Origin of the sequence: Pseudoalteromonas sp. C8, assembly GCF_011378685.1 — a bacterium.
GTDB classification, from domain to species: domain Bacteria; phylum Pseudomonadota; class Gammaproteobacteria; order Enterobacterales; family Alteromonadaceae; genus Pseudoalteromonas; species Pseudoalteromonas arctica.
On record NZ_WTKT01000027.1, the window covers coordinates 18,146 to 44,478 of the forward strand.

Annotated in this window: 25 protein-coding genes; 10 read left to right on the plus strand and 15 right to left on the minus strand. The window is 39.1% G+C overall.

All coding sequences use genetic code 11. The annotated features are described in order from the left end of the window. From tatC to GQR39_RS18820, 7 genes are all read right to left on the minus strand, one after another. Entirely contained in the window at positions 1-741 is a 741-nt protein-coding gene (gene tatC, locus GQR39_RS18790; RefSeq protein ID WP_121953986.1) for a twin-arginine translocase subunit TatC, read from the minus strand. A gap of 48 nt (positions 742-789) precedes the next feature. Next, on the minus strand, positions 790-1,122 hold the full coding sequence (gene tatB / locus GQR39_RS18795) for a Sec-independent protein translocase protein TatB (RefSeq protein ID WP_007579851.1): 333 nt from the start codon (positions 1,120-1,122) through the stop codon (positions 790-792). Positions 1,123-1,127: 5 nt separating this feature from the next. Beyond that, positions 1,128-1,376, minus strand: a complete 249-nt coding sequence (tatA, locus tag GQR39_RS18800) for a Sec-independent protein translocase subunit TatA (protein ID WP_007579853.1) — start codon at positions 1,374-1,376, stop codon at positions 1,128-1,130. Between the two features lie 80 nt (positions 1,377-1,456). Further along, positions 1,457-3,061, minus strand: coding sequence for a ubiquinone biosynthesis regulatory protein kinase UbiB (gene ubiB, locus GQR39_RS18805; protein ID WP_165736336.1), 1,605 nt, complete (start codon positions 3,059-3,061; stop codon positions 1,457-1,459). Between the two features lie 9 nt (positions 3,062-3,070). After that, a complete protein-coding gene (locus tag GQR39_RS18810; RefSeq protein WP_165736337.1) occupies positions 3,071-3,754 on the minus strand; it encodes an SCP2 sterol-binding domain-containing protein in 684 nt (227 codons plus the stop codon). Positions 3,755-3,765: 11 nt separating this feature from the next. After that, positions 3,766-4,521: a bifunctional demethylmenaquinone methyltransferase/2-methoxy-6-polyprenyl-1,4-benzoquinol methylase UbiE gene (gene ubiE, locus GQR39_RS18815; protein WP_024589468.1), complete on the minus strand. Its 756-nt coding sequence runs from the start codon at positions 4,519-4,521 to the stop codon at positions 3,766-3,768. Positions 4,522-4,604: 83 nt separating this feature from the next. Continuing rightward, positions 4,605-5,591 (minus strand): GGDEF domain-containing protein, encoded by a 987-nt coding sequence (locus tag GQR39_RS18820; RefSeq protein ID WP_007579862.1) that lies wholly within the window; start codon positions 5,589-5,591, stop codon positions 4,605-4,607. Positions 5,592-5,949: 358 nt separating this feature from the next. Between GQR39_RS18820 and GQR39_RS18825 the strand changes: the two genes are divergently transcribed. Together GQR39_RS18825 and GQR39_RS18830 are read left to right on the plus strand one after the other, a co-directional pair. Continuing rightward, entirely contained in the window at positions 5,950-7,728 is a 1,779-nt protein-coding gene (locus GQR39_RS18825) for a DUF885 domain-containing protein (RefSeq protein ID WP_165736338.1), read from the plus strand. Between the two features lie 112 nt (positions 7,729-7,840). Beyond that, complete coding sequence (locus tag GQR39_RS18830; protein ID WP_198551148.1) at positions 7,841-9,307, plus strand: FMN-binding glutamate synthase family protein; 1,467 nt, start codon at positions 7,841-7,843, stop codon at positions 9,305-9,307. Between the two features lie 49 nt (positions 9,308-9,356). Here the strand turns inward: GQR39_RS18830 and mtnK are convergent, their stop codons facing one another. Then, positions 9,357-10,574, minus strand: a complete 1,218-nt coding sequence (gene mtnK / locus GQR39_RS18835; protein WP_165736339.1) for an S-methyl-5-thioribose kinase — start codon at positions 10,572-10,574, stop codon at positions 9,357-9,359. Positions 10,575-10,703: 129 nt separating this feature from the next. On the opposite strand from mtnK, the gene mtnA reads away from it, so the two are divergent. Continuing rightward, complete coding sequence (gene mtnA / locus GQR39_RS18840) at positions 10,704-11,729, plus strand: S-methyl-5-thioribose-1-phosphate isomerase (protein ID WP_165736340.1); 1,026 nt, start codon at positions 10,704-10,706, stop codon at positions 11,727-11,729. A gap of 63 nt (positions 11,730-11,792) precedes the next feature. On the opposite strand, the gene GQR39_RS18845 is transcribed toward mtnA, so the two are convergent. The 3 genes from GQR39_RS18845 to GQR39_RS18855 are packed head-to-tail and all read right to left on the minus strand — an operon-like array spanning position 11,793 to position 13,644. Further along, positions 11,793-12,335: an acireductone dioxygenase gene (locus GQR39_RS18845; protein ID WP_165736341.1), complete on the minus strand. Its 543-nt coding sequence runs from the start codon at positions 12,333-12,335 to the stop codon at positions 11,793-11,795. Continuing rightward, positions 12,332-13,018 carry an acireductone synthase gene (mtnC, locus tag GQR39_RS18850; protein ID WP_165736342.1) on the minus strand — a complete coding sequence of 229 codons (687 nt, stop codon included), beginning with the start codon at positions 13,016-13,018 and terminating at the stop codon, positions 12,332-12,334. Before mtnC ends, GQR39_RS18845 begins: the two co-directional genes overlap by 4 nt. Beyond that, positions 13,015-13,644, minus strand: a complete 630-nt coding sequence (locus tag GQR39_RS18855; protein WP_165736343.1) for a methylthioribulose 1-phosphate dehydratase — start codon at positions 13,642-13,644, stop codon at positions 13,015-13,017. Before GQR39_RS18855 ends, mtnC begins: the two co-directional genes overlap by 4 nt. A 108-nt stretch (positions 13,645-13,752) precedes the next feature. Here GQR39_RS18855 and GQR39_RS18860 point away from each other — a divergent pair, with 108 nt between their 5' ends. The 3 genes from GQR39_RS18860 to GQR39_RS18870 all read left to right on the plus strand — a co-directional run bounded on the left by GQR39_RS18860 (position 13,753) and on the right by GQR39_RS18870 (position 17,147). Continuing rightward, positions 13,753-14,895 carry a methionine aminotransferase gene (locus tag GQR39_RS18860; RefSeq protein WP_165736344.1) on the plus strand — a complete coding sequence of 381 codons (1,143 nt, stop codon included), beginning with the start codon at positions 13,753-13,755 and terminating at the stop codon, positions 14,893-14,895. Next, on the plus strand, positions 14,883-15,656 hold the full coding sequence (locus GQR39_RS18865) for an amidohydrolase (protein ID WP_165736345.1): 774 nt from the start codon (positions 14,883-14,885) through the stop codon (positions 15,654-15,656). The genes GQR39_RS18860 and GQR39_RS18865 overlap by 13 nt, the downstream gene beginning before the upstream one ends. A 75-nt stretch (positions 15,657-15,731) precedes the next feature. Further along, positions 15,732-17,147, plus strand: coding sequence for a mannose-1-phosphate guanylyltransferase/mannose-6-phosphate isomerase (locus tag GQR39_RS18870; protein WP_165736346.1), 1,416 nt, complete (start codon positions 15,732-15,734; stop codon positions 17,145-17,147). 29 nt (positions 17,148-17,176) lie between these two features. On the opposite strand, the gene GQR39_RS18875 is transcribed toward GQR39_RS18870, so the two are convergent. From GQR39_RS18875 to GQR39_RS18885, 3 genes are all read right to left on the minus strand, one after another. After that, positions 17,177-19,333 carry a response regulator gene (locus GQR39_RS18875; RefSeq protein ID WP_165736347.1) on the minus strand — a complete coding sequence of 719 codons (2,157 nt, stop codon included), beginning with the start codon at positions 19,331-19,333 and terminating at the stop codon, positions 17,177-17,179. Between the two features lie 166 nt (positions 19,334-19,499). Further along, positions 19,500-20,156, minus strand: a complete 657-nt coding sequence (locus GQR39_RS18880; RefSeq protein ID WP_004334929.1) for a response regulator transcription factor — start codon at positions 20,154-20,156, stop codon at positions 19,500-19,502. 220 nt (positions 20,157-20,376) lie between these two features. Next, positions 20,377-20,745 carry a histidine triad nucleotide-binding protein gene (locus GQR39_RS18885; protein ID WP_007579887.1) on the minus strand — a complete coding sequence of 123 codons (369 nt, stop codon included), beginning with the start codon at positions 20,743-20,745 and terminating at the stop codon, positions 20,377-20,379. A 92-nt stretch (positions 20,746-20,837) separates the two neighbouring features. On the opposite strand from GQR39_RS18885, the gene GQR39_RS18890 reads away from it, so the two are divergent. Further along, a complete protein-coding gene (locus tag GQR39_RS18890) occupies positions 20,838-21,437 on the plus strand; it encodes a DUF2057 domain-containing protein (RefSeq protein WP_165736348.1) in 600 nt (199 codons plus the stop codon). A 59-nt stretch (positions 21,438-21,496) separates the two neighbouring features. Here GQR39_RS18890 and GQR39_RS18895 read toward each other — a convergent pair whose 3' ends face one another. Further along, positions 21,497-23,338 (minus strand): M1 family metallopeptidase, encoded by a 1,842-nt coding sequence (locus GQR39_RS18895; protein ID WP_121955041.1) that lies wholly within the window; start codon positions 23,336-23,338, stop codon positions 21,497-21,499. 143 nt (positions 23,339-23,481) lie between these two features. On the opposite strand from GQR39_RS18895, the gene murB reads away from it, so the two are divergent. From murB to GQR39_RS18910, 3 genes are read left to right on the plus strand one after another with little or no spacing between them, the layout of a single operon-like run. Next, positions 23,482-24,492, plus strand: a complete 1,011-nt coding sequence (murB, locus tag GQR39_RS18900) for a UDP-N-acetylmuramate dehydrogenase (RefSeq protein ID WP_165736349.1) — start codon at positions 23,482-23,484, stop codon at positions 24,490-24,492. After that, a complete protein-coding gene (gene birA / locus GQR39_RS18905) occupies positions 24,489-25,481 on the plus strand; it encodes a bifunctional biotin--[acetyl-CoA-carboxylase] ligase/biotin operon repressor BirA (protein ID WP_165736350.1) in 993 nt (330 codons plus the stop codon). Before murB ends, birA begins: the two co-directional genes overlap by 4 nt. Continuing rightward, on the plus strand, positions 25,478-26,188 hold the full coding sequence (locus tag GQR39_RS18910) for a type III pantothenate kinase (protein ID WP_165723033.1): 711 nt from the start codon (positions 25,478-25,480) through the stop codon (positions 26,186-26,188). Before birA ends, GQR39_RS18910 begins: the two co-directional genes overlap by 4 nt. Positions 26,189-26,333: the final 145 nt, after the last annotated feature.

Here is a 26,333-nt window from a genome sequence, read left to right on the forward strand (position 1 = left end):
TTATTCCTCAGATTCTTTTTGTGGTTTGGCGGTATAAAATTTTGCTAAAATTAAACCTAGTTCAAACAAAAGAAGCATCGGAAATGCTAATAATGTTTGTGATAAAACATCAGGCGGTGTTAAAAACATCGCGACTACAAAAACACCCACGACGATATAAGGGCGCTTTTCTTTTAAACTTTTTGTTGTTGTTGCGCCACTCCAGCATAGCAGCATAATAGCTACTGGAATTTCGAAAGCGATACCGAATGCAAAAAATAGTTTTAATACAAACCCTAAATAGCTACTTATGTCGGGCGCAAGGGTCATCATTTCGGGGCCGGTACTTGTAAAAAAGCCTAAAATAATTGGCAGAACTACAAAATAACAAAAAGCTATGCCGCCATAAAATAATATTATACTTGAGGCGAGAATGGGCATGAGCATTTTTTTTTCGTGCTGATATAACCCCGGTGCTATAAAGCCCCAAATTTGATGCAATATCCACGGAATCGACGCAAATAAAGCGACAAATAAAGTAAGTTTGAAAGGTGCAAAAAAGGGGGCTGTTACATCGGTTGCAATCATAGTCGCAGTACTTGGCAAATGCGAAACTAACGGCTGTGCAACAAAGGCGTAAATATCATTCGCAAAATATACTATGGCAATGAAAATAACTAAAATGCTCAATAGTGCTTTTATTAGCCGATCACGTAACTCAATTAAATGCGCTACAAACCCCGATTTTACTTCCTCAGCCATTATTTTTTATACCATGTAGTAAGTTGACCACAAAGTGAGAAATAAATTTCACTTTTTCTCATCAAGTTGTTGGTTATTTGATGTATCAGATTGTGTTTTTTTGTAGCTGTGAGTAACTGATTCAGCCGCTTTTTGTAGCTCTGTTAATGAACTTTGTAGCTCAGGGCTTAAGTCTTTTAGTTCTTGTTGTTCTGCTTTTTTAAGGTTTTCGTGAAGTTCATGAATACGCAGTTCTTCACTTACTTCGGCTTTTACCGAGTTGGCAAGTGATTTAGCGGTTTTAACCCATTTACTCACTGTTCTAATAGCAACAGGTAAGCGCTCAGGACCGAGCACCACTAAGCCAACAATAAAAATAACAACAAGCTCCCACATCCCCATACTAATTAAACCTTATTGCTATCTTTGTTTTTTTCAGTATTGGTTGAGTCGTCAACGGTGCTTTTTTCTGATTGTTGAATTTGCTCTGATTTTTCTTGCTCACTCGCTGTGTCGTCCGACATTGCTTTTTTGAAGCCTTTAACAGCGCCTCCAATATCACCACCCATACCGCGTAGTTTTTTTGTGCCGAAAAGTAAAACTATGATCGCTAAAACAATTAATAATTGCCAAATACTAATACCACCAAAACCCATGGTTTTCTCCAATATATAAAACGGTTAAATGTATATTTTAAATACTAATTATACGCCCAATAGCGCAAATAGCACTCAGTTTATGCGTTGCGCCATGCTGCAATAAAGCTAATAGCGGATAAGGCTATTGCAATGCTTGCAGCTACTAAATCGTGCTGTAAATAACAAAGTGTTGCCATAATCATTGTAGCACTACCAAATAAACTCAATATTAAAGGTTTATGAGATACCTTTTGTTCTTGAGGTTGATGAGCGTGTGGTGCACGCTTTAAATTTTGGTAAATTAGATCAGGTAGTTCAGGCATTTTTTCAGCCCAAAATGGCAAGTTAGCATACATTTGCTTCAGTACTGATAGCGGTCCAACTTGCTGCTTCACCCAATCTTCTAAAAAGGGTTTGGCTGTTTTCCATAAGTCGAGTTGCGGGTAAAGCTGACGCCCTAATCCTTCAACGTATAATAAGGTTTTTTGTAGCAATACTAATTGCGGTTGTACCTGCATGTTAAAACGACGTGCAGTATTAAATAGATTTACGAGCACGTGACCAAATGAAATTTCAGCCAAAGGTTTATTAAATATAGGCTCACAAACTGTGCGAATTGCAAATTCAAATTCTTCAATGCTAGTATCTGGTGGTACCCAACCTGAATCAACGTGTAGCTGTGCAACTAGGCGATAATCACGATTAAAAAAGGCGATAAAGTTTTCAGCTAAATAGCGTTTATCTTCTTTGCTTAACGTACCAACTATACCGCAATCAATACCGATATACATTGGATTTTCAGGATGCTCGCGAGAGACGAATATATTACCAGGGTGCATGTCGGCATGAAAAAAGCTGTCTCTAAACACCTGCGTAAAAAACACTTCTACGCCGCGCTCAGCAAGTAATTTCATATTAGTGTTTTGCGCCAGCAATGCATCCGTATCAGACACTGGTATACCGTAAATACGCTCCATTACCAGCACATTGCTACGGCTGTAATCACTGTAAACTGCAGGTATATATAATGAATCAGAGCCTTCAAAATTGCGTTTTAGTTGAATGCCATTGGCACCTTCTCGCATTAAATCGAGCTCGTCTAGGAGTGTTTTTTTGTATTCTTTAACCACTTCAACGGGGCGTAGACGTTTTGATTCGTTATGGACTTTTGCAAGTACCTTAGCGAGCTTTTCCATTAACGCTAAGTCGGCATTAATTTGCTCGTAAATATTGGGTCTAATAACCTTAATTACTACATCTTGCTCAATGCTTTGCTCATCAATAAGCTTTGCTGTATGTACTTGCGCTATAGATGCTGAGGCCAGTGGAGTTTGTGAAAACTCACTAAATAATTCACTTATGTCGTTAATTTCTAGCGCTTTTTCTATGATTTTTTGTGCAAGTGTGCCTTCAAATGGCTGAACTTGATCTTGTAAAAACGCAAGCTCTAAAGCGATATCATGAGGGAGTAAGTCACGACGAGTTGAGAGCATTTGGCCAAACTTAATCCAAACAGGACCAAGCTCTTGTAGTGCCAAACGTAAGCGTAGCCCTGCAGGTTTTTCTTTGTGCTGATTACGCAGCCAAAACAAACTGCCACGAGCTACTTTACCAAACCAAGGGATCTTATGTTTTGGAATTAGCTCGTCTAACCCATAGCTAAGTAATGTTTTGGTGATGTTATACAAACGTGCAGTCGACACAAAAAATCCTTAGCGGGTGTTTGAAGGTGAAAAAGAGTTTAACAAGGTATTTATACGCTGCTCAACAGCAGCGACTTGGCCTTTGAGTTCTCTATTTTTTTGTTTAAATTGCTCAAGCTCTAATGGGTGAATAGTAATTGCGAGCTCATCTTGGCATAAACTTGTAAGCATTGTACTTATTTTAGTGTTGGTTTTGCTGCTCTTTTGTTTTAGTTTTTTTAAGTGCAGATATAACTGCTGAGCGGGGGTATCGCCAATGTATCTAGAGAGCTGTTCAGGCCAATCAATATCAATGCCTGAAAACGCATTGCTATAAGTTTGCGCAATATTTAAATCGCCTTGTAAGTCGAGCTTATTTTGGCGAATTAACTGGGTAAGCATAGCTGGGTTTTTAAGCGCTAAAAGCGTGTCTATGTCTGCGCTGATCATACAATCTGCGTTTTCATTATTTTGAGCACTGTATAAGTGTAATTGCTCAGCGCTATAAACAAGTTGGATGCTTTGTTGCCAATCTCTTACTTCAACCACTAAGCGCTGATGTTTAACGGCGCTTAGCTTTTGAGATAATTGTGGGTCAAGGCTAAGTGCTTGATTTAGTACACGCTCAATAAGCGAAAGTACAAAATTAGGTAACATAAAAAATTCAGATGGCATTGCATCATTATTATTTTTTGTTATTTTCTCAAGCGCCATAACTGCTAGCCTTAATATTTAAAACCACGGTGCAGCGCAACAATTCCGCCTGTGAGGTTTTGGTATGTTGTTTGCTCAAAGCCTGCATCTTCCATCATCGCTTTTAGCGTGTCTTGATCTGGATGCATACGAATAGATTCAGCTAAATACTTATACGATTCACTGTCGTTAGCAACTAGCTTACCCATTGTAGGCAATAAATTAAATGAGTAAAAATCGTAAGCTTTACTAAGTACGTCATGTTCTGGTTTTGAAAACTCTAAAACAAGTAAACGACCACCTGGCTTTAAAATGCGGTACATAGAGCGTAATGCTTTGTCTTTATCGGTAACGTTACGTAAGCCAAAGGCAATAGTGATCACATCAAAGCTATTATCTGGGAACGGTAGCATTTCTGCATTCATTTGTACGTAGTCGATATTGCCCACTAATCCAAGATTATGCAGTTTTTCACGACCAACTTTAAGCATAGATGAGTTTATATCACCCAAAACAACTTGACCCGTTTCGCCCACTAATTGGCTAAACTTTGCCGTTAAGTCGCCAGTGCCGCCGGCTAAATCGAGTACATGATGGCCTTTACGAACACCTGAGCTTGCAATAGTTTGACGTTTCCATAAACGATGCACCCCAAAAGACATTAAATCATTCATTACATCGTATTTTGCAGCTACTGAGTGAAATACATCAGCAACCATAGAAGCTTTATCGTTCTCGGCTACTGTTTTATAACCAAAATGCGTGGTCTTTTGTTCGGTTTCGTTCATGATTAATCTCTATCGTGACAATAGAGGTTAGTGTACTTTATTGTACACAGTAGGTGCAATTTGAATATGATTTATCAGGTAATTTATTGCCCTGCAGTGTAACTACTTTGACCTAATGAACGTGCTTTAAAAGCCGCATGAGATGCTTTTTTTGCTAACTGATTAAAATCATCTTCTTGTTGATGCTGAGCAATTCCTAGTGATAAGCCAATACTTGGTAGCTTGATACCTGTTTTTGAACTAACAAAGCGTAGCTTTTCGACCCCATTTCGTACTTTTTCGGCAATAACATTAGCTGTATCTGGGTCTATGTCGGCGAGGAGAACAGTAAATTGATCTTTTGCTGTGCGACCAGGTAAGCCACTTTGAAAAACATATTTTTGCACTTGCTTAGCGACTTTACTCAAAATGACTTCACCAATAATATCACCATAATTTTTAGTAAAGTGATCAAGGTTGTCTATTTGAATCGCTATTGCGCAAATAGATTTTTGTTGATTAGTCCACACTTGGGTTTGTTGCGTTAAATAATGGCGCTTATAAAGCCCTGTTTGGCTATCAATAATATGCTGTTTACGAAGTTGAGTTAGCTGCTTTTGTGTTTTTTCGTGTAGTTGTTTGGCTTTGCTTAGTTCTTGCTTAAATTGCTTATGTTGGTTGAGTAATTCGGCGGTTTGATTATGAAGAACTTCAAGCGCTTGACGGCTTTGTTCTATGTTGTTCTCATCTAGCGAATGTACGCATTCGCTCACTTGACCCGCAAAGCGAATTATTTGCTTTTCAGTAGCTTGAGAATTTTGAGAAAGTGAGTTTATAACACCATCAACATTTTGAATCATGTTGACTTGCGCTTTGTGGCCAGTATTTAAAAACTCAGAATGTAGTTGTTCAATTAAAACGCTATCTATATTGTCTTCAACAGCGATAGCACGGTCTAAAGCTTTATTTAGCTTGAGATTAGTTTGACTGGTATAAGCATAAATAACTTGATAATTCAGCGGCGTAGGTGGGAGCGTATAGCGCTCTAAAAAAACACACACTTTGGTCATTTTTTCTTGTGCAATAGCCATGGAATCATGGAACATCATTTTAAATACCAACTAAGTACGCATAAGTGCAAATTTTAAAATATCTCATTCCATGAGGCGGTTATGCGTCCGAGCTTTTTATTATTTTTTTATACAGTAATCATTATCCGAGCTATTTAAAAGCAAAAACGATAGTTAGGGAACTTAAATTTTGCTTTAGCAGCTTAATCGCTGTTTTTCTCATCAATTAGGCTGGTTTTTACTTCATTTAATGTATGTAACGTATTAATACACTTGGTATAAGTAGGGATTATTACTATGAGGTTGGTCTCATTTACTTGCTATTTATTTACCCTACGATAGCTTTATGAAATTAATAACACTGCTAAGTTACATTATAATGAATCATTTTTTAATTAAGCCACTTCGCCAATCTTTATTTGGTATCACGGTTTTGTGCTCATTAAGTGCATGCCAAATGACCATGCAAAATTCAGATCAACAATTTACTAAAGTAGCGCAAAGTATTGTTGATTATAGAGAAAGCATTAACCCTTACGATAGTGTAGGTGGTGTTGAAGGTTATTTATTGCCAAATTTATCCCCTGAATTTTTAGCGCAAGAATATAAAAATAAAACGCGATTACTTGCTGAATTAGACACTATTCATATTGAAAAGCTAAGCGATGAAAATCAAATTAACTTCGATATTATTCGAGCTCAAGTACAAAACAGTGTCGATGAATATGTATTTAATGCGCACTATATGCCGCTCACCTCTGAATATGGGTTTCATTCTGGTTTGTCGTACATAATAAATAGCTCTAAATATAAAAACCCGGAAGATTACCAAGTGTATCTTGCACGATTGGCGCAAGTTCCACGCTTTTTTGAGCAAAACATGTATTGGATGAAAAAAGGACTTGAAACTGGGCTTACTCAACCTAGAGCTGTGTTGGAAGGTTATGAAGATTCAATTAATGCTTACATTGTTGACGATGTAACTACGTCTGAATTTTATAAACCATTTTTAACTAACACAGCTGGTTTAAGTGAAAGTGAATTTAAAGCACTACAACAAAAAGCTAAAAATATTATAAAAGAAGAGGTTATAAAATCTTATAAAGATTATTTAGCGTTTTTTACGCAGCAATATCGACCTGGTGCACGTACAAGTATTGGTATATCAGATACACCTAATGGCGAAGCGTTTTATAAAAATAGAGCTAAGTACTACACCACTACCGATATGACACCTAAAGAGATTCACGAACTTGGCTTAAAAGAAGTTGAGCGAATTCGTAGTGAAATGGAAAACGTAATAGCAGAGGTAGGTTTTAAAGGCACGTTTGCCGAATTTATCCACTTTTTACGCACTGATCCACAATTTTACGCCACAACACCAGAGCAACTTTTAAAAGAAGCATCTTATATTGCTAAAAAAATGGATGCACAACTGCCTAAATTATTTCATACCTTACCGCGCAAACCTTATGGTGTAGCACCTGTACCGGCTAGTATTGCACCTAAATACACAACCGGTCGATATTCAGGCTCTAATCGAGATGATGAAGCAGGGTATTATTGGGTAAATACTTACGCTTTAGATAAGCGCCCTTTGTATGTTTTAGAAGCATTAACACTGCACGAAGCCGTGCCTGGCCATCATTTACAAATATCACTTAATGCAGAGCTTGAAAATCTGCCGAGCTATCGCCGTGATGCTTACCTCTCGGCATTTGGCGAAGGTTGGGGGCTTTACTCTGAGTATTTAGGTTTAGAGGCAGGCTTTTATCAAGACCCATATAGCCGTTTTGGTCGTTTAACGTATGAAATGTGGCGAGCAGCGCGTTTAGTTGTTGATACAGGTATGCATATGTATGGCTGGAGTCGCGAGCGTGCCATGAACTTTATGAGCGAAAATACAGCGCTTTCGTTGCATAACGTTAAAACCGAAACCGATCGTTATATTACATGGCCTGCACAGGCGCTTTCGTACAAAATAGGTGAGCTTACTATTAAGCGTCTACGCATTGAAGCAGAGCAAGCGCTAGGAAAAAGCTTTGATATTCGTGAATTTCATCATCAAATATTACGCCATGGTTCAGTGCCTTTATCGGTACTTGAAACGCAAGTGCGTTTATATATAAAAGCAGAGTTAGCTAAACAACAGAATTAGATATAAGGCAGTTAAAGCCTTGAACAAATAAAAGTGTTATGTCATTTTGGTGGTATAGCACTTTTTTATTTTAAAAACAGTCATCAAGGGGCCTTGGGTGAGTAATTTTATAATGTTTAGTATTGATGTATTTGCAAGTATGTTTATTGTTGTTTTAGGGTTATTGGTTTTAATCGTTGTCGTTTTTTATATTCGAGATGTAACACAAACCAAGCATGCAATTAGACGTAATTACCCTGTTATTGGTCGCTTTCGATATTTTTTTGAACGCCAAGGTGAGTTTTTTAGACAGTACTTTTTTGCTCAAGATAGAGAAGAAATGCCGTTTAACCGCGCTGAGCGTAGTTGGGTTTATCGTGCAGCAAAAGATGTTGACCGTACGGCTGCATTTGGCTCCACGCAAAGCTTAGAAGTAACAGGTACGGTTATGTTTATGAACTGTGCATTTCCTACTTTAGACGAAGAAGCGCTCGACCCGAGTAATGTTACTTTGGGTCCATACTGTAAAACACCTTACACGACCAACTCGTTATTCAATGTATCTGGTATGAGTTTTGGTGCGCTTTCAAAGCCAGCTGTACGAGCCTTATCAAAAGGGGCAAAACTAGCGGGTTGTTGGATGAACACCGGTGAAGGGGGATTAAGTCCTTATCATTTAGAAGGTGGTGCCGATTTAGTGTTTCAGATTGGTACAGCTAAATATGGTGCACGAGACGAGCATGGAAGTTTAAGTACCGAAAAGCTAAAAGAAATAGCGGCTCACGAACAAGTAAAAATGTTTGAACTTAAAATGAGCCAAGGTGCAAAACCAGGTAAAGGCGGTATGTTACCAGGGCGCAAAGTTAACGCCGAAATAGCTAAAATTAGGGGCATACCAGAAGGACAAGATTCTATTAGCCCCAATGGTCATCCTGAAATTAAAAACCCAGCCGATATTCTCGATATGATTGCCACTGTACGTAACGCGACAGGTAAGCCTACAGGCTTTAAAGCGGTAATTGGTGCTTACGGATGGTTAGAAACGTTGTTCGCTGAAATAAACCACCGTGGTATAGAGTCTGCACCTGACTTTATTACCATAGATAGTGCTGATGGTGGTACGGGCGCAGCACCACAACCGCTTATGGATTCAGTGGGTTTACCACTTCGTGAAAGTTTACCGCTTGTAGTTAATATGCTTGAAAAACATGGGCTGCGAGATCGTATTAAAATAATCGCCTCAGGTAAATTAATTGTTCCTTCAAAGGTGGCTTGGGCGTTAGCGCTCGGTGCTGATTTTGTTGTATCGGCTCGAGGGCATATGTTTGCACTGGGCTGTATTCAGGCAATGCAATGTAATAAAGATACCTGTCCGACGGGTATCACTACGCATAACGAGCGTTTGCAACGCGGCTTAAATGTAGCTGATAAAGCGCAACGAGTAGCTAACTATAATAAATACATTCATTACGGAGCTGGGCTAATAGCCCATTCTTGTGGTGTGACTAGTGCACGCGAATTAAAACGTGAACATGTACGTATAGTGCAAGAAAGTGGTTTATCAGAGCCGCTCGATAAAATTTACGAAAACTATAAGTAAGTTTTTAACTAACTAAAAAAGGCGCTAATAGCGCCTTTTTTAATGTTTTTTAATTTAATTGGCTTATTAATAAACTAAAAAATGCTTCTTTGTTGTTGCATGTTTGGGCATTCAAAATAAGTTGCTCGCCTAGTGCTAATGTTTGTTTTTGCACTATAAGACGCGCCTTATCATCACCAATACTATCTATATCGGTTACATGTGCAAGCCCTATGGTGCGCCTAATTAACTCAGCACCACAGTAACCAATGGCGTCTTGTAGAACCCCTTTTATAAAGTATTCACTGTAGCCTGTAACCTTTAGCGAATTATCAGTAGTGTGCTCATTTATAAGCGTAAGCCAATGCTGTTCAAATAAGGTATAGCATTCAACAAGGGTGCTTAATAAGTGGGTTTGGTAATTACGACGAGCCACAAAATCTTCAATATGCCCGTATTGTGCGCAGTAATTTAAAAGTAAATTGCCAATAAAAGAGCCAATATCGAATCCAATAGGACCAAAAAAACCAAACTCAGGATCGATCATCTTTGTATTATTACAATCAACAAAAATACTGCCGCTATGCATATCACCATGAAGTAATGTTTGCGGGTTAGATAAAAAATTAGCTTTTAGTTTTGCTATTTCTAACTTTAATGCGCTGTTTTTGTGTATTGCATCAACTTCGCTTTGTAGTTGCTTTGGGTAGTTATTGCGTTCGTGCTCAATGTACGGATCGCTAAAAAATAAGTCTTCAGTGATTTGGCAAAGCTCAGGGTTAGTAAATTGGCTAACGAGCGCTTTTTTAGTTTGTGCGGTTAAATAAAAATCTGAATTATAAAAACCAGTATGGCTTAAGTAGGTCGCTACGTGCTGCGCTAATTTAGGAAATTGCTCAGCATTATTTTGTGCAGTTCGCAGTATTTGTAAATTACCTAAATCTTCTAAAATAGTCAGTGCTTGCATTTCACTATAATGTAAAACCCTAGCAGTATAAGTTGGGCAAATAGCGCCATGATTAAGCAAAACTTGTGCTTCTATACGAGCTCTATCAAGCGTTAATGGCCACGACTCACCCACGCAACGCGCATAAGGCAGAGCTTGCTTTAAAATAACACTATTGTTTTGCTCATCAGTAATTCTAAATACTAAATTAAGATTGCCATCACCAAACTCATATGCCGATAAGGCTTGTCCGGGAGCAAAAAAATTACATTGTTTAGATTCAATTAATGTCGATACATAATCGATAGCGCGCTGTGCATTAAAAGCAACATAGTTAGTCATGGTTTAAATCTCAAAAATCAGCTTTTAAGCATTCTATACCTTTAAATGTTTAGATGTCTATAAGTCCAACTTGAGAGTTATTCAAAGTGGTGTAAAATAACGTTACGCATTTTTAATACCTTAAGCATTATGCAAAATTTAATCGCAAGCAGTTTAAAATATGAAAACGGGTCGCTTAGTGTGCTCGACCAATATTTACTACCTCACCAGCAGGTATGGCATCAATGCCATGATGTAGAAACCATGAAAGAGCTGATCATTAGTTTAAAAGTACGTGGAGCTCCACTTATTGGTTTAAGCGCGAGCTTGTTAGTGGCGTATTTAGCTGAGCAAGGGGTAGTTAAAGGTGAGCTTGAAAAAGCAATCAATGAGCTAGAAGCCACTCGCCCAACGGCGGTTAATTTAATGCATTGTATGGCGGCATTGCGTAAAGCTTTAACGCAAAGCGATTATGTTGCCGGTATTGTTACCACAGCCGAGCGGTTGTTTATTGAAGATATTGAGCTGTGTGAGCGAATGGCAAGCCGTGGCGCCGAACTTATAAATAGTGGCGACAACATATTAACCCATTGTAATACAGGGGCGCTTGCAACCGCTGGTATTGGTACTGCACTAGGTGTTATCTATAAAGCGCAGCAAAAACATGGCAACGTACATGTGTGGGTTGATGAAACACGACCATTATTACAAGGCGGTCGCTTAACTGCCTTTGAGCTTGAGCGCTGGAAAATACCTTACACTCTAATTTGCGATAATATGGCGGCAAGTTTAATGGCTGCAGGTAAAGTAGATAAAATAGTGGTAGGGGCTGATCGTATTGCTGCCAATGGTGATTTTGCCAATAAAGTGGGCACTTATAATTTAGCCGTACTTGCATATTTTCATAACATTCCATTTTATGTGGTCGCGCCTATTACCACGCTTGATACCAACACCGCTTGTGGTGATGATATAGAAATAGAGCAACGTAATCCTCAAGAAGTGCGCGGGGTTAGCGGTAGCTTTGGCGAGGCTTTATGGGCGCCCACCAATGCTAATGTATATAACCCTGCATTTGATATAACGCCGGCAAAGCTGGTCACTGGATGGGTGTTAGACACCGGTGTTTATAACCAGAGTCAGGTTGAAAATGGCGAACTTATAAAGCTTAAGTAACTTCGCGATATTTTTGGTCCACGTTATGTTTATTAGTGTGGACCAAGGTTTTGAATGACTAACTTACGATAATAGCGGAAATTGCTCTGCAATAGACGAGTCAGTACTTTTTGCTACCCAGCCCTCTGTATTGTTAAATAAGCGAATGGCAGTAAACTCAGGATCGCTTCCCATATCAAACCAATGCGGGGTAAGTTCAGGCACTGAAATTAAATCGCCTTGTTGGCAAAGTACCTGATAAACCTTATTGTCTAAATGTAGGCAAAATAGCCCTTGGCCTTTTACAAAAAAACGTACTTCGTCTTCACTATGAGTATGTTCAAATAAAAACTTTTTGCGCAGCTCTGATGAGGCAGGATTACCTTTAGCTAGAGATATAACGTCTACTGTTTGATAGCCATTTTCAGTTTTTAACCGATCTATATCGTTTTTGTACGCACTAATAATTTGCTCATGGGTGGTGTGCTCATTAATATCTGCATTTGCTTGCCACTGTTCAAAACGTACGTTTACTTTAGCTAGTTGCTTTGCAATATCATCAGCATTTGATGTGCTTACAAGTGCTTTGTTTGCATTGTTGTCGGCATACACTGTTAATTGGCTCATACTAATTGCTCCAATTTAAATTGGCTAAAGTCATTAATATAAGGATGTGTTTTGGTGTTTGCTTGCCCATCACGAATTAAATGTAATGTTTTTATGCCCGCAGCTTGCGCGGCATCAAGCTCGCCGGCTACATCACTTAAAAAGAGTATTTCTGCTGCTTTAAACGGTAACAGATCAACAATAGTGTTATAGGCTGTTTGCTCTTGTTTTGCGCCAACTTTGGTGTCAAAAAAATCAGTAAATAAGCTGCGAATGTCGCCATAATCACTGTATTTAAAAAGTAGCTGCTGCGCTTTTACCGACCCTGACGAGTACACATACAAAGCAGTATCGTTATTGTGCTGTGCTTGTAAAAAATCAAATGCATCTGGGTATAAATGACCTTTAAAATCGCCGTGTTCATACCCTGTTTGCCAAATTAAGCCTTGTAACTGCTTAAGTGGAGTGATTTTTTTATCTTCGTCAATCCAGGTAAGTAAGGTGCTAATGACTTCTTCTATATCGGCGTTTGGCTTTTCTATAAGCGCTTTTACGGCACTGATTTGCTCGGCTACATCGGGCTTGTTAGCATTGGCGCGTACAAAGGTCGGTAACTGTTTTGCCGCGTAAGGAAACAATACCTCTTTAACAAACGAGATGCGGGTTATTGTGCCTTCAATATCGGTTAAAATGGCTTTAATCATTTAGTCACTCCCGCTTGAATACCTATTATTTTTAAGCGCTCTAGCTCGCAGCTAAATAAAAACTCTAAGGCTTCTAGGTGGCGACGAACTTCATCAATATTGCGTCCTACTGCATATAAACCATGACCACGTATAAGTACGCCATGTTCTATAGGTGTATGTAAATGATGGTCACTGACCAGCAGGCTTAATCGGTCAATATCTTGATCGTTATCGAAAATAGGAATGCTCAGCGTTTCTAAATGCGAAGTAAAGCCGCTCAGTGCTTTTTGCATTTCATAGCCTGTTAAATCAAGCTGATGACTTTGGGTAATTTGCGACAGTACGGTGGCGGCTACAGAATGAGTATGTAAAACACACTGTGCATAAGGTATAAGCTGATACAAACTTAGGTGTAATTGTGTTTCTGCCGATGGTTTTACAGCTCCACTTAGGCGCTCGCCTTGGTGGTCTAATTGCAAAAAATGCGCTTGCGTCAGTGAGCCTTTATCGTGCCCACTTGCCGTAACAACAAAGCCAGTGCTAGTACGAGCTGAAAAGTTTCCGCCTGTTGCGGGTACCCAGCCTTTTTGGCTAACCCATTTTCCGGCTTCAATAAGTTGTGAAATAGCGGTATTGTTTTGCATACATTCCTCACTAATGAGCGTAAAGTTAATTGTTTTTAGACGGCTATACTTCTGTTTTAAGCAATGATAGCATCGCTTTAAGCGCAAAACCATCATTAAGGGCTTCACGTGTTTGAAAGTAAATTACCAAATTTAGGCGTTAGTATATTTAGCCAAATGAGCGGGTTGGCTAATGAGTTTTCGGCAATTAATCTCTCTCAAGGCTTTCCTGAGTTTGATGCTCCTGAACTTTTAAAAACGCAGCTAAATTATTATGTTCAGCAGGGCGTCAATCAATATTCACCTTCAAGTGGTGTACCACGATTACAGCAACAAATAGCTAATTTAGCAAAGCGTAAATATGCAGCTGATATAAACGCGGCTGATCAAATTACTGTTACCTCGGGTGCAACAGAGGCATTGTTTGTGGCTATTCAAACAATCGTGCGCCCTAATGATGAAGTAATTGTATTTGACCCTGCATATGACTCCTACCAGCCGGCAATTGAACTTGCTGGTGGAAAGTCGGTACACATTGCTTTAAGTGCGCTAAATTACACTATTGATTGGCAAGTAGTAAGCCAAGCAATTACTAAAAATACCCGTGCCATTATTATTAATACGCCTCATAACCCAAGCGGTAAAATATTACAGCCACAAGATATAAAAGCGCTTAAAGAGTTAGTTGGTACTCACAATTTGTATGTAATAAGCGATGAGGTATATGAGCACATTACGTTTGATCAGCAACCGCATTTAAGCGTATTACGCGATGATGAGTTATTTAGCAAAAGCTTTGTTATATCGAGTTTTGGTAAAACGTTCCACTGTACGGGCTGGAAAATGGGTTACTGTATTGCACCTGCCGATTTAGCTATAGAATTTAGGAAAGTACATCAGTACGTTACGTTTTCAAGCTTTACCCCCGCACAACATGCGCTTGGCGATATGCTAGAGCAGCAAGGCGAGCATATAGATGAGCTAAGTAGGTTTTATCAGCAAAAGCGTGATTTATTAGCGAGTCATTTAAGTAACAGCCGTTTTAAAATTTTACCTAGCCAAGGCACTTACTTTTTATTGTTAGATTACGGCGATGTATCGGATTTAAACGATGTTGAATTTTGCCATTGGTTAGTAGAGCAAGCAGGTGTTGCGGCTATTCCGTTAAGTGTGTTTTATCAAAAGCCACCAACCGATAAAGTAATTCGTTTATGCTTTGCTAAAAACGACAACACTCTGATAGAGGCAGCGCAAATATTATGTCAACTTTAACTATTACAGCATTGCAAAGTTCGCTTCATTGGCTTGATAAAGACGCTAATTTAGCCATGTTTAATAAGCAGCTTGAGGCAATGACTAATCAGCCCGATTTAGTTTTATTACCAGAGACATTTTCGACTGGCTTTGCTATTAATTTAGATTGTGCAGAGCCCGAAAACGGTAAAGTGCTTACTTGGTTAAAGGCACAGGCTCATAAACATAATGCGGTTATTGCCGGTTCGGTACTGGTTGCACAAGGCAATAAAAAAGCCAATCGGTTTTATTGGGTAAAGCCCGATGGTGAGGTGAGCTATTACGACAAACGTCATTTATTTCGCTTAGGCAGTGAGGGCGATTACGTTGTAGCAGGGCAGGCGCGCAAAGTTTTTGAAATTAACGGTTTTAAACTATTACCGCAGGTATGTTACGACCTCCGCTTTCCGGTATTTCAACGTAATAATAACGACTACGATGTAATGATAAACGTAGCAAATTGGCCAGCTGTGCGCCGCCATATTTGGGATACGTTACTTATGGCGCGTGCAATGGAAAACCTATGTTACGTAGTAGGTGTTAATCGCGTGGGGGAAGACGGTAATGGTGTGGCGCACAATGGCGGTACCGCAGTATACGACTTCAAAGGTGATGCGTTAACTAAAACGCAAGATGACGCAGAGCAACTAGTTACTATCACGCTTGAAAAAGCGCCACTGGATGAGTTTAAAGCAGCGTTTCCTGCCTATTTAGATGCAGACTCTTTTACATTAATATAAACACGTTAATTTAGCGCAGAGCCAATAAAGTGTTAAAATAGTCGCTGATATTTTTGTTGGCGGCTAATGTACATTATGAACACTTTAATCACTCCTGTAATTTTAGCAGGTGGCATAGGCTCTCGCTTGTGGCCGCTCTCTCGCCAAGCAATGCCTAAACAATTTTTACCACTGCTTAATGGGAACACGTCATTACTGCAAAGTACATTGGCGCGTGTTTCTGATGGGTTGTTCGATAATGCTATTTTAGTGTGTAACGAACAGCACCGATTTATTGCCGCCGAGCAAGTTGCAAGCTTAGCCCCTAGTGCATTATTACTTGAGCCTAACGGTAAAAATACCGCGCCTGCCATCGCATTAGCGGCGCATTACGCACTACAAAATGGTGTTACTGGTCCGCTACTAGTGATGCCTGCCGATCATCATATTAAAAACTTTGATGTATTAACGGCTAAGCTCCCTGAAGCTGTAAAACTTGCTGAGCAAGGAAAACTAGTGACATTTTCTATTACTCCTACAAAGGCGCATACTGGCTATGGTTATATAAAACAAGGCGCGGCTATTGCTGGAACGGGTTGTTACGATGTTGCACAATTTAAAGAAAAGCCTGACTTAGATACAGCGAATCGTTATTTAACCCAAGGTGGTTATAGTTGGAATAGCGGGATGTTTTTATTTACCCCTGCGGCTTATTTAAAAGAGCTCGAGCGGTTTGCGCCAAAAATAGCAACAAGTGTCGCTGCAGCGGCGCAATTTACCAAAGATTTAGGGTTTACCCGCCCAAGCAACAGTGCGCTTGAACACTGCCCAAGCGATTCAATTGATTACGCCATTTTAGAGCGCAGTAATAACGTAGTTGTTATGCCTGTTGATTTAAAATGGAGTGATGTAGGTAGCTTTTCATCCCTTGATGCGCTTACAAAAAAAGATGAAAACGGTAATAGCTTAAATGCTAATTATATGGCTCAAAAAAGCACTAATAACTTAGTTATTAACGAGGCTGAACACACTATTGCCACGCTTGGAGTAAGCAGTTTAGCAATTATTCATACTCATGATGCCACGTTAATTGCAAACCAAAATGAGCTAGATTCTTTGCCTTTGTTGCTTAAGCAAATTGCTACAACACAGGCTGATAAACTTAACCATCATCAAGTGGTTTTTCGCCCATGGGGGAATTACCGTACTTTGGTTGAAGGCACTGGCTTTAAAGTTAAAAAAATTACTGTTAACAGCGGTGCTAAGCTTTCGACGCAGCGCCATCAGCATCGTGCTGAACATTGGGTTGTGGTTTCGGGTATTGCAGATGTGTGTATTAATGAGCAAGCGTATACGCTAACGCACGACCAATCGTGTTATATCGCCGCAAAACAAATTCATAGCTTGGCTAATAATCAAAAAGAGCCGTTAATTGTCATTGAAGTGCAAACCGGTGCTGTACTTGATGAAAGCGATATAGAGCGATTTGATGATAAATATGGAAGAGGCTAATAATTAGCTATTTTAAAGCTAATTCACTATTACTCTAACTGCCCACGCACAAACTTTAAATATTGCTCTAAGCTGCGTTGCCACAGATCTAGCGCTTCATCAAGCATGTCGTTATGTGGCTTTTTATCGAGTAAACGGCGCTCTATTTTTTTAAGCTCAATGCCGTAGCGGTTAAACCCTAATTGCAGAGCGGTACTTGCTTGGCGATGTAAAAGTTTAATGCATTGCTCTGGTTGTTGGTCAATAAGCTTTTGACAGCGAATTAGCTTGTTACGCGCCGAAAGCACAAACTCATTATAAATCGACGATACTTCATCTTCACTAAATGAGCTGGTGAGTGTTTCGGCCGCTGTTTTGTCATACAAGGTATCAATAAGTTCTACTGCAATACTCGCAGTTTGATTAGATTGAGAGTCGCTAAGTGCTTGGCGAAGCTTTTTATGCTTAATAGGCTTGCCTACAATGTCTTTTATTCCTAATTCTAAATACTCTTTTACTTCGTCAGGGCTAAGGCTTGCAGTAAATGCGAGTACTGGCGTTCGTTGATTTTTATGATCAATGCGTTTTAGACGTTTAAGTACTTCTTGGCCTGTTAAATCAGGTAGGTTCATATCAAGCAAAACAACATCGAAGTGGTGAGCTTGCATGAGCTCTATGGCACTTTTCCCATCTTTTGCGAGCTTAATTTTGTGTTCATCGTCGGCCATAAATTCTATAGCAATTTTTTGATTTAAATCTAAATCTTCAACCAGTAATACATCAAGACCTGTTAAGTAATCTTTAGTTTGATGGCGCTGCTCTACAAGGCTTAATTCACCTAAAGTAAAAGTAACGGTAAAGCTAAATACACTACCAGTACCAAGCTGGCTGGCTATTTCGAGTCGGCTACTGAGCTTTTCAAGCAGGCGGCTAGTAATAGCTAAACCAAGGCCGGTTCCGCCTTTTTCTTTGCCTGCGCTACTTTGTACATAAGGTTCTGTTAAGTAGGCTATCTCATCATTTTCTATACCTGGCCCTGAATCTTTGACACTAATTTTTATAGTGTGCTCAAGTTGTTTTTCTAATACTAAATCAACCTGAATTTTAACGGTTCCGTGGTCTGTAAACTTAATGGCATTACCCACTAAATTAATAATTATTTGCCTAAGTTTTTGCTGGTCGCAGTAATAACAGGCTTGCTCAGGAATATTACATATTAGTTCAAACTTGAGTTGCTTTTGCTCGGCGAGAGGGCTTAGTAATAAACATAAATTATTAAGCCATGTTTTAAACTCTACATCTTCTTCGTAAAGCGCTTCGTCACTTTGATCTAGGCTCGCGTAATCAAGGACCTTATCTACCAATAAGTTAAGTGATTCGGCAGAATTTATAATCGCTTCGCAATAGGCTTTATTGCGGGTATCACTTGTTTGGTTCATAACAAGTTGGGCGCTGCCTAAAATACCGTTTAGCGGGGTGCGAATTTCGTGGCTTATAGTTGATAAAAAGAGCCCGCGTATTTCTAAATCTTTTTGTGCTTTATCGGCTAATTTATTGAGGTGCTGCTCTCTGCGCTCATTACATAATAACGCCATACCTGCAGCATAAAACATGGGTGCAATCACGCCATTTAAAAATAGCAAAGAGCTAAACCAGCCGTTTACTAAAAGATTTTTTTGTTCAATGTTATCCATAAATAACGAGCGGCCAATAAAGCTTAAAGCAACAAGCGTTAAAATGGTTATGTATACAATACTGCCATTAGGATAGGGTTTGCGTGCACACTTAATAAATATAAACAGTAAAAAACAGGCTTCTGCTATGTGTTGTATATCGGATGCAATCACTCTTTCGTGTAAAGATGGGTCAAAAAAGGTGTAATAGCCAAGCATTACAGTGCAAAAAGCGGTCACTGAGCAGAGTAATTTAAAACCAATACCGCGATAATTTAAAAACTGACTAAGTGAAAGGCAGTGCACTATTGATGCGGCAAACATCATGCTACTGGCAGCGCTAATAATTACTAAATTATGTGTATCACCAACAAGAGTAAAGCCAATAACAGAGCCTAATAGCAATATGGGATAAAAAATGTATAGCAGCGTGCCCGATATTTGTTTGTTTGTTCGCCATGTTAAAAAGTTAAGTAAGGTCATTACGACCATGATGGCAATGCTGGCAAAATAAAGAGTGAAAGAGTCGAGCATTAATATTCCAGCAAAGTAGTTTTAAACTAAGGTTATTAAAAGTATACACTTATACCAATTATCAAAACAGATCACTTAGGCAAGCAAATTGGTATTAAATAAGTGTGTAACACATACAAAAACAGACACCTAAGTGTCTGTTTTTAATTTTAAACTAAATATATGATTAACGAATTTCATCAGGGATATTTTGTTGTGCCCAAGATAGGAGCTCAATACGGTTACGACATTTAGTTTTTCTAAATGCGCTATATAAATGTGTTTTAACTGTGTGTGGACTGATACTTAAATCTTCTGCGATTTCTTTATTCTTCGAACCTTTACTCATTAGTGAGATTATTGCTTTTTCTCGCTTAGTAAGTTTAACAGGCTCAATATCGCCTTCGGTTAGTTTATGCAGCGCATCTTTATTAAATTGCAGCATACGATTTAATGCATTACACATAATATCGCGACGGTACCAAAGTTGATCTTCAAGTAGTAAGCGAATACCTTTCATTAATACATCGGCGTTATCTGTTGTGTAAAATACGCCACGAATACCGCTTAACAATGCACGATTAGCAAGTTCAGGGTTTTCGTCTAAATTAAATAATATGATATCGCATTTAATACGTAGGTTTACTAGTTGTTCTTTTAGTTTTCCCCATGCATCCTTGCTTGATGTTTCAATAAACAAAAGTCGAGTCCCTTCAGGTATGTCTAAAATATTAGTACCTGTGGTTACGTCAAGGCCTTGCGTTTTTAACAAAGGTTCTAAAACGTTAATACCAATAGTGTTAATTGGCTCTTGATCTAATAACAAAAAGGCTGAACTGCTCATGTTTTTTATACTCTTTTATAAAGCTGACTGACTAAGTTTACCACGACTTCCACACCTTTTGTATTAGAAAATCGCTGATGTACTCAATAACAAATACGATATTACGATTATTTAAACACAAAATGTTGCAAATAAGTAACTATTTATTCTTTATAACTATGAAAAATCATAACATTTGTAACTAATTAATTGAGTGGAACAATTTAATGAAAACTTTTAATTATTTTACTTTTTTTACATTTTGATAAGGTGGCCAGCCCATTTCTTTACCGCCAAGCATGTGTAAATGTATGTGATAAACAGTTTGCCCACCATGTTCGTTACAGTTCATAACTACGCGGTATCCGTCCTCAGCAAAATTATGTTGCTTAGCTAATTTAGCTGCAACTACGTATAAGTTGCCTACTAAATGTGAGTTTTCAGGATTTATATCATTTATAGTAGCAATTGCTTTTTTTGGGATAATTAACACATGAAATGGCGCTTGTGGGTTTATATCTTTAAATGCGAGAGTGTTTTCATCTTCGTAAATAATATCTGCTGGAATTTCACGATTAATGATTTTGGTAAAAATAGTTTCTTGGCTCATAGTGTGTTCCTAATTAAGTGTTGTGAATTTTAAGCTCACTAATGACAAACTTTCAAAGCAGTGTCAAACTGAAATCAAATAAAGGAGTTAATATGCTTAAACCAATTTTAATAAGTAGTGCAGTTGCATTACTACTTAGTTTTTCGGCTAATGCTGAGAATATTCACTTTCCAGAAGAATTTGTACCACTGCAAGTGGGCGATAAAATGCTAGAAAGCTCTTTGTTTAGTCGTATTGATGATGTAGAGTTTGCCCCCGGAACTTATCAGCTTAGGCTAAAGTACACCGATTTATATGAAGATGATTACGACACGCATGAAGTTGTGGAGTCGGAACCATTTTGGGTAAGTGTAACTGTTGAAGCAGGTAAAGATTATACCTTAGTGTTTAATCGTGCTGAAAATGCAGTATCTGCAAAAGTGTTTGCAGAAGCCCCTCAAGTGAGTTTAAAAGCAAAAAGTAGCGCTGTTGCTAAGCCTTTAAGTGTTATTTCTAACACGCAACTAGCAAGCAATAAACCGGTAATGCAAAATACATTGCCAGCAGGACCTTCACGTCCTAGTCAGCCAATAAAGCCGATAGCACCAATTACAGGTAAAGGCATGCCAAGTGCGCCGCAAATGCTTGATTTTTGGTGGCAACAAGCCACAACTGCAGAGCGTAAAGCTTTTTTAGAAAAAGTAACAAAGTAAAATAACAGAAAAACAAAAAGGGCCAAATTTGGCCCTTTTTAGTTTCTAGTTAACGCTATTTATTCAAATAATGCGTCAATAGTACCTTGCGCAAGAGGGTGATACCCAGGGCGTGCTTTTAAGTACACGCTTTGTGCCCAGTCTTTTTTACCGTTAGTGATAAGTGATTTATATAACGGCACAATTAACTTACGACGGCCAATACCTGATAAGTGCTTATTAAGCGCAGGATAAATTGGTTGATAACCATTACCTACTGCTAGCATAAACCAAGCAAACGCACGTTCAGCGTTAGTTGATTGCGTTAGGTTAAATTCACTATCAAGCTCGCTCATTTTCTCTATGCTTAAATCGCGTGGTAAGTTATTTAAAAAGTGTAGCCACTCATGCACAGACCAATCAGTCGTTGGTAGTTGAGCTGCTGTTGTGTCGCCTTTCAACCATGCTGCTGTTGCAGTATCTACTTTATCAAATGCATCAGAAGTAGGGTTTGGCGCATCACTTGGTAAGCCAGGCTCAAAAATCCATTCGTTTACTTTGTCCATACTTACAACACCAGGGTACTTCTCAATTAAGTTAGCTTTTAAGTAAGTAACAAATTGCGCGGTAGTAAGTGATTTAAATGAAAACTCTTTAAAGTACGCTTTTACGAACGGGTCAAACTTATCGCGGCCATATTTGTTTTCTAGATAGATTAAAAATAACTGACCTTTAGTGTAAGGCACTGAGCTAAACGCATCGTCTGGGTCGCGGCCATTAAGTTTTAAATTAAGGCGTGTATCTGGTGCATCAATTGTTTTAATTTGTGCGCGTAAAGACGCTGAATCAAGTGCTTGTTCCATAACCGCACGGTCACGACCAAATACTTCTTCCATAATGCGGTTTTCAACGTACGAGGTAAAACCTTCGTTTAACCATAAATCTTCCCACGTTGCGTTAGTTACTAAGTTACCTGACCAAGAATGAGCAAGCTCATGGGCAATAAGGTTAACTAAGCTTTTATCACCAGCAACAACCGTTGGAGTTATAAACGATAAGCGTGGATTTTCCATGCCACCAAACGGAAAACTTGGCGGTAGCATTAATAAGTCGTAGCGACCCCATGCATATTCGCCGTACATAGCGTTTGTTTTATCGATCATGGCTTGGGTGTCGTCAAATTCAGCAACTGAGGCATCTAAAATTGTAGGCTCAGCAAATATGCCAGTTTGGTGCGACATTGCTTTAAATTCTAAGTTACCTGCGCCAATAGCAATTAGGTAAGGTGAAATTGCTTGTGGCATATCAAAAATGTAGTCGCCATCTTTATAAAGCGCATCTTTGTTGTCGGCACTCATTACAGCACGTATATCTTTTGGTGTATGAATTCGTGCAGAGTAAGTTACACGCATTGCGGGTGTATCTTGCACTGGGATCCAACTACGTGCATGAATTGCTTGCGATTGGCTGTACATAAATGGATGCGTTTTACTTGCCGTTTGCTCTGGTGTTAACCATTGCAGGCCAGATGCTTCTGGACGACTGTTGTAGTAAATACGAACTACTTCAGCTTGGTTTTTAAACACAATAGTAAGCTTTGAACCTTTAACGTCATCTCGCTTAGCTAAATCAAAAGTCGCTTTTTTCCAGTTACCACTTTGGTCTTTGTACATTACTTTATCAATGTCTAAGTCGCGGGTATCAAGTACGAGAGTTCTACTTTTGCTGTTGTTCCACTGAAGAGTATGCTCCACAAAACCTTCTAACTGCTTGTCGGCAAAGTCGACATCTAAATCAAGGTTTAAGTGAGTAGTAACAACATCATCAAGGTTAGCATACGAGTTTTGGTCAATCGCATTAGCCATTGCTTGCGAACACATACCCGCCATAGCGAGGCTTAAAAAAAGAGGTTTAATTTTCATCATTACTCTGAACACAAATAAAAAAGTGCTGGTTTTATATCACGATTGACACGGTGGGTTGAGTGATTTTTACAATCTAGTGCCACATTTGCGACGATGAGGTAAACTATTGCGATTAGTTACCGGTATTTTTAGAGAGCTTTGTGGCGCATTCATTACACTCCTTACATACATTCGCATTAAACAGCCAATGCCAAAATTTTGTTGAAATTACTCAGCTTGAGCAACTTAAAACGCAAAGTTTTAGTGCACCGTTTTGTTTGCTAGGCGAGGGCAGTAATACCGTATTTTTAAATGACTACATGGGTACGGTTATAAAAATAGCCTCAAAAGGTATTAAAATTACCGAGCGTGAGAGCGACACACTAATAAGTATTGCTGCAGGCGAAAACTGGCATCAACTAGTCAGTTATTTATTAGAGAAAAATATACCCGGGCTTGAAAATCTAGCACTTATACCGGGCACTGTTGGCGCATCACCGGTACAAAATATTGGTGCTTATGGCGTTGAGATAGCTAAATTTGTTGAGTTGGTAGAGTACTTTGATATAACCACTAAAACTATGCATTCACTAAATAACGAGCAATGTGAATTTGCTTACAGAGACTCAATATTTAAAAATGCTCTCAAAAATAAAGCGGTGATCACGCAAGTGCATTTAGCGCTCCCAAAAAAATGGCAACCAGTATTAAGTTATGGCCCTTTGCAACAGCTAGATATTATTACTCCGCAAGCAGTATTCGATCAAGTAATAGAAACTCGCAATAGCAAATTACCTAACCCATATACACTTGCCAATGCGGGTAGCTTCTTTAAAAACCCAATAATAACCAACCAGCAGTTAGCTGAGCTATTAAAAGAATTTGCAGATTTACCTCATTACGAATATGGGCAAAGTCATCACAAGGTCGCAGCAGGTTGGTTAATCGATCAAAGTGGTTTAAAAGGGCACCGCGAGGCAGGTATAGAAGTGCATCAACAACAAGCACTAGTACTTGTTAATCACGGAAATAGTGAAGGTATCGACTTAATAAAAATGATTAAACACATTCAGCAAGTTGTTTATACGCGTTACAGCATTATGCTAGAACACGAAGTACGTTTAATAGATGCGCGCAGCGAATGCCATATTAACGCGGAGCCTGAGCAATGAAAGCACCTGATGGAAACAAACTCGCTATTTTAAATGCACTCAACCAAGGGGGCTTTGTATCTGGCCAAGCCTTGGGTGAAAAGCTAGGAATTAGCCGAGCTGCGGTGAGTAAACATATCAAAACGTTACAAGAAATGGGCTTGGACATTTTTAAAGTGACTGGCAAAGGCTATTGCTTAAATAACCAAGTGAGCCTTTTAAATAAAACGCAAATTGATCAGCACTACAAAGCGCTAGGTGCTAATACTGCCGATGTAGAAGTGCACCCTATTATTGATTCGACCAACAGCGAGCTTATGCGCCGTATACAGGCTAAAACAGCGCCTGAGTCTGGCACTGTTATTGTTGCTGAAATGCAGCAAGCAGGGCGTGGCCGACGCGGCCGTGTTTGGCAATCCCCATTTGGCGCTAATCTGTATTACAGTTACTTTTGGCGTTTAGATGACGGGCTTCAAGCTGCAATGGGTGTATCAATTGCGGTAGGCCTTGCTGTTTATGATGTAATTAAAGCGTTATACCAAATTGACGTAGAGCTTAAATGGCCTAACGATATTTATATAAATAAACAAAAACTTGCAGGTGTATTGGTTGAATTAGATGGGCAACCGCAAGGACCTTGTCAGTTAGTGATTGGTATAGGTATTAATTTACAAATGCCTGAGAGTTTTAGCCAACATATAGACCAAGCGTGGACCGACTTAAATCAACATACTCAAAAGCTTGATAAAAACCAGCTAGTGGCGTCACTTACTTATCATTTAGAGCAGCGTTTAGTGCAGTATCGTCAAACTGGCTTACAAGATATGTATGAGCAATGGAATTCGCTTAATGCGTTTGCTGGCGATTATGTTGAGGTAAATACAGGGCACCGAAGCTGGCGTGGAATATGCGAAGGTATTGACCCACAAGGTGGAATACGAATTCGCCAAGATGGTGAAGTAAAAAGTTATTACGGTGGTGAAGTCTCCCTCAGAAAGGCGCAAGTATGAGATTACTGATCGACGTAGGAAATACATCACTAAAAGCTGTGCTGTGGCATAACGAGCAAGCACAACCAGCAGATATAAATAACCTACCTTGGTTGCAAATAACCGAAGTGATTTATGCGTGCGTAGGGCGCAGTGATTTACTAAACGATATTCTCGCGCAAGCGGCTAGCAATAATATTACTTGCTTTGAGGCCAAGGTAACCAAAACGCTTGGAGATCTTGTATGTGCTTACGAGCATGTGGGTAACTTAGGCATAGACAGGTGGCTTGCGCTTATTGCAGGCTTTACGTTATATCCAAACACAGCATGTATTGTTGTTGATGCGGGTACTGCGACAACAATTGATGTGCTCAATAGTGAAGGCCTACATTTAGGTGGCTGGATTTTACCCGGGCTTGATTTAATGACCTCATCGCTTACACAAAACACCCAACGTGTTTTTGATGACGGTAAAACACCGTTTACTAATGAATTGGGTAAAAACACGCCAAATGGTTTAAAAAACGGTGCCTTAGTGGCAACCATCGGGGCAATTGAGCAAGCTAAGCTGAATTTAACGGCTCAAAAAACAGAACAAGCAACACAAATTATTTTTGCTGGTGGCTATGGCTCACTATTGCAGCAGCAATTTGCAGGAAGTATTTTTGATTCATTGCTCGTAATGAAGGGATTGAATTATTGGTACGAATTAACCGAAACAGTATAAAAAAGTGCAAAAAACGTGTTTTCGCGTGAATATTGAGCATTTAAACTAAAAATTTACACTTTTTTTAATTTTATTGTTGCATCCCAATAAACCTTACTCTAATATCTCGCCCCGTACTAAAGCAGTGCCGACTTAGCTCAGCTGG

Excerpts from the sequence above, each read along its gene's own strand:
- GQR39_RS18895 (WP_121955041.1), bottom strand. The coding sequence starts at position 23,338 with ATGAAAATTAAACCTCTTTTTTTAAGCCTCGCTATGGCGGGTATGTGT.
- mtnA (WP_165736340.1), top strand. The coding sequence starts at position 10,704 with ATGCAAAATTTAATCGCAAGCAGTTTAAAATATGAAAACGGGTCGCTT.
- birA (WP_165736350.1), top strand. The coding sequence starts at position 24,489 with ATGAAAGCACCTGATGGAAACAAACTCGCTATTTTAAATGCACTCAAC.
- GQR39_RS18825 (WP_165736338.1), top strand. The coding sequence starts at position 5,950 with ATGAATCATTTTTTAATTAAGCCACTTCGCCAATCTTTATTTGGTATC.
- mtnC (WP_165736342.1), bottom strand. The coding sequence starts at position 13,018 with ATGATTAAAGCCATTTTAACCGATATTGAAGGCACAATAACCCGCATC.
- GQR39_RS18855 (WP_165736343.1), bottom strand. The coding sequence starts at position 13,644 with ATGCAAAACAATACCGCTATTTCACAACTTATTGAAGCCGGAAAATGG.
- GQR39_RS18810 (WP_165736337.1), bottom strand. The coding sequence starts at position 3,754 with ATGGCGCTTGAGAAAATAACAAAAAATAATAATGATGCAATGCCATCT.
- GQR39_RS18875 (WP_165736347.1), bottom strand. The coding sequence starts at position 19,333 with ATGCTCGACTCTTTCACTCTTTATTTTGCCAGCATTGCCATCATGGTC.
- GQR39_RS18885 (WP_007579887.1), bottom strand. The coding sequence starts at position 20,745 with ATGAGCCAAGAAACTATTTTTACCAAAATCATTAATCGTGAAATTCCA.
- GQR39_RS18880 (WP_004334929.1), bottom strand. The coding sequence starts at position 20,156 with ATGAGCAGTTCAGCCTTTTTGTTATTAGATCAAGAGCCAATTAACACT.
- GQR39_RS18870 (WP_165736346.1), top strand. The coding sequence starts at position 15,732 with ATGAACACTTTAATCACTCCTGTAATTTTAGCAGGTGGCATAGGCTCT.
- mtnK (WP_165736339.1), bottom strand. The coding sequence starts at position 10,574 with ATGACTAACTATGTTGCTTTTAATGCACAGCGCGCTATCGATTATGTA.
- ubiE (WP_024589468.1), bottom strand. The coding sequence starts at position 4,521 with ATGAACGAAACCGAACAAAAGACCACGCATTTTGGTTATAAAACAGTA.
- GQR39_RS18865 (WP_165736345.1), top strand. The coding sequence starts at position 14,883 with ATGTCAACTTTAACTATTACAGCATTGCAAAGTTCGCTTCATTGGCTT.
- GQR39_RS18820 (WP_007579862.1), bottom strand. The coding sequence starts at position 5,591 with ATGGCTATTGCACAAGAAAAAATGACCAAAGTGTGTGTTTTTTTAGAG.
- GQR39_RS18890 (WP_165736348.1), top strand. The coding sequence starts at position 20,838 with ATGCTTAAACCAATTTTAATAAGTAGTGCAGTTGCATTACTACTTAGT.
- tatA (WP_007579853.1), bottom strand. The coding sequence starts at position 1,376 with ATGGGTTTTGGTGGTATTAGTATTTGGCAATTATTAATTGTTTTAGCG.
- GQR39_RS18830 (WP_198551148.1), top strand. The coding sequence starts at position 7,841 with ATGTTTAGTATTGATGTATTTGCAAGTATGTTTATTGTTGTTTTAGGG.
- GQR39_RS18910 (WP_165723033.1), top strand. The coding sequence starts at position 25,478 with ATGAGATTACTGATCGACGTAGGAAATACATCACTAAAAGCTGTGCTG.
- tatC (WP_121953986.1), bottom strand. The coding sequence starts at position 741 with ATGGCTGAGGAAGTAAAATCGGGGTTTGTAGCGCATTTAATTGAGTTA.
- GQR39_RS18845 (WP_165736341.1), bottom strand. The coding sequence starts at position 12,335 with ATGAGCCAATTAACAGTGTATGCCGACAACAATGCAAACAAAGCACTT.
- tatB (WP_007579851.1), bottom strand. The coding sequence starts at position 1,122 with ATGGGGATGTGGGAGCTTGTTGTTATTTTTATTGTTGGCTTAGTGGTG.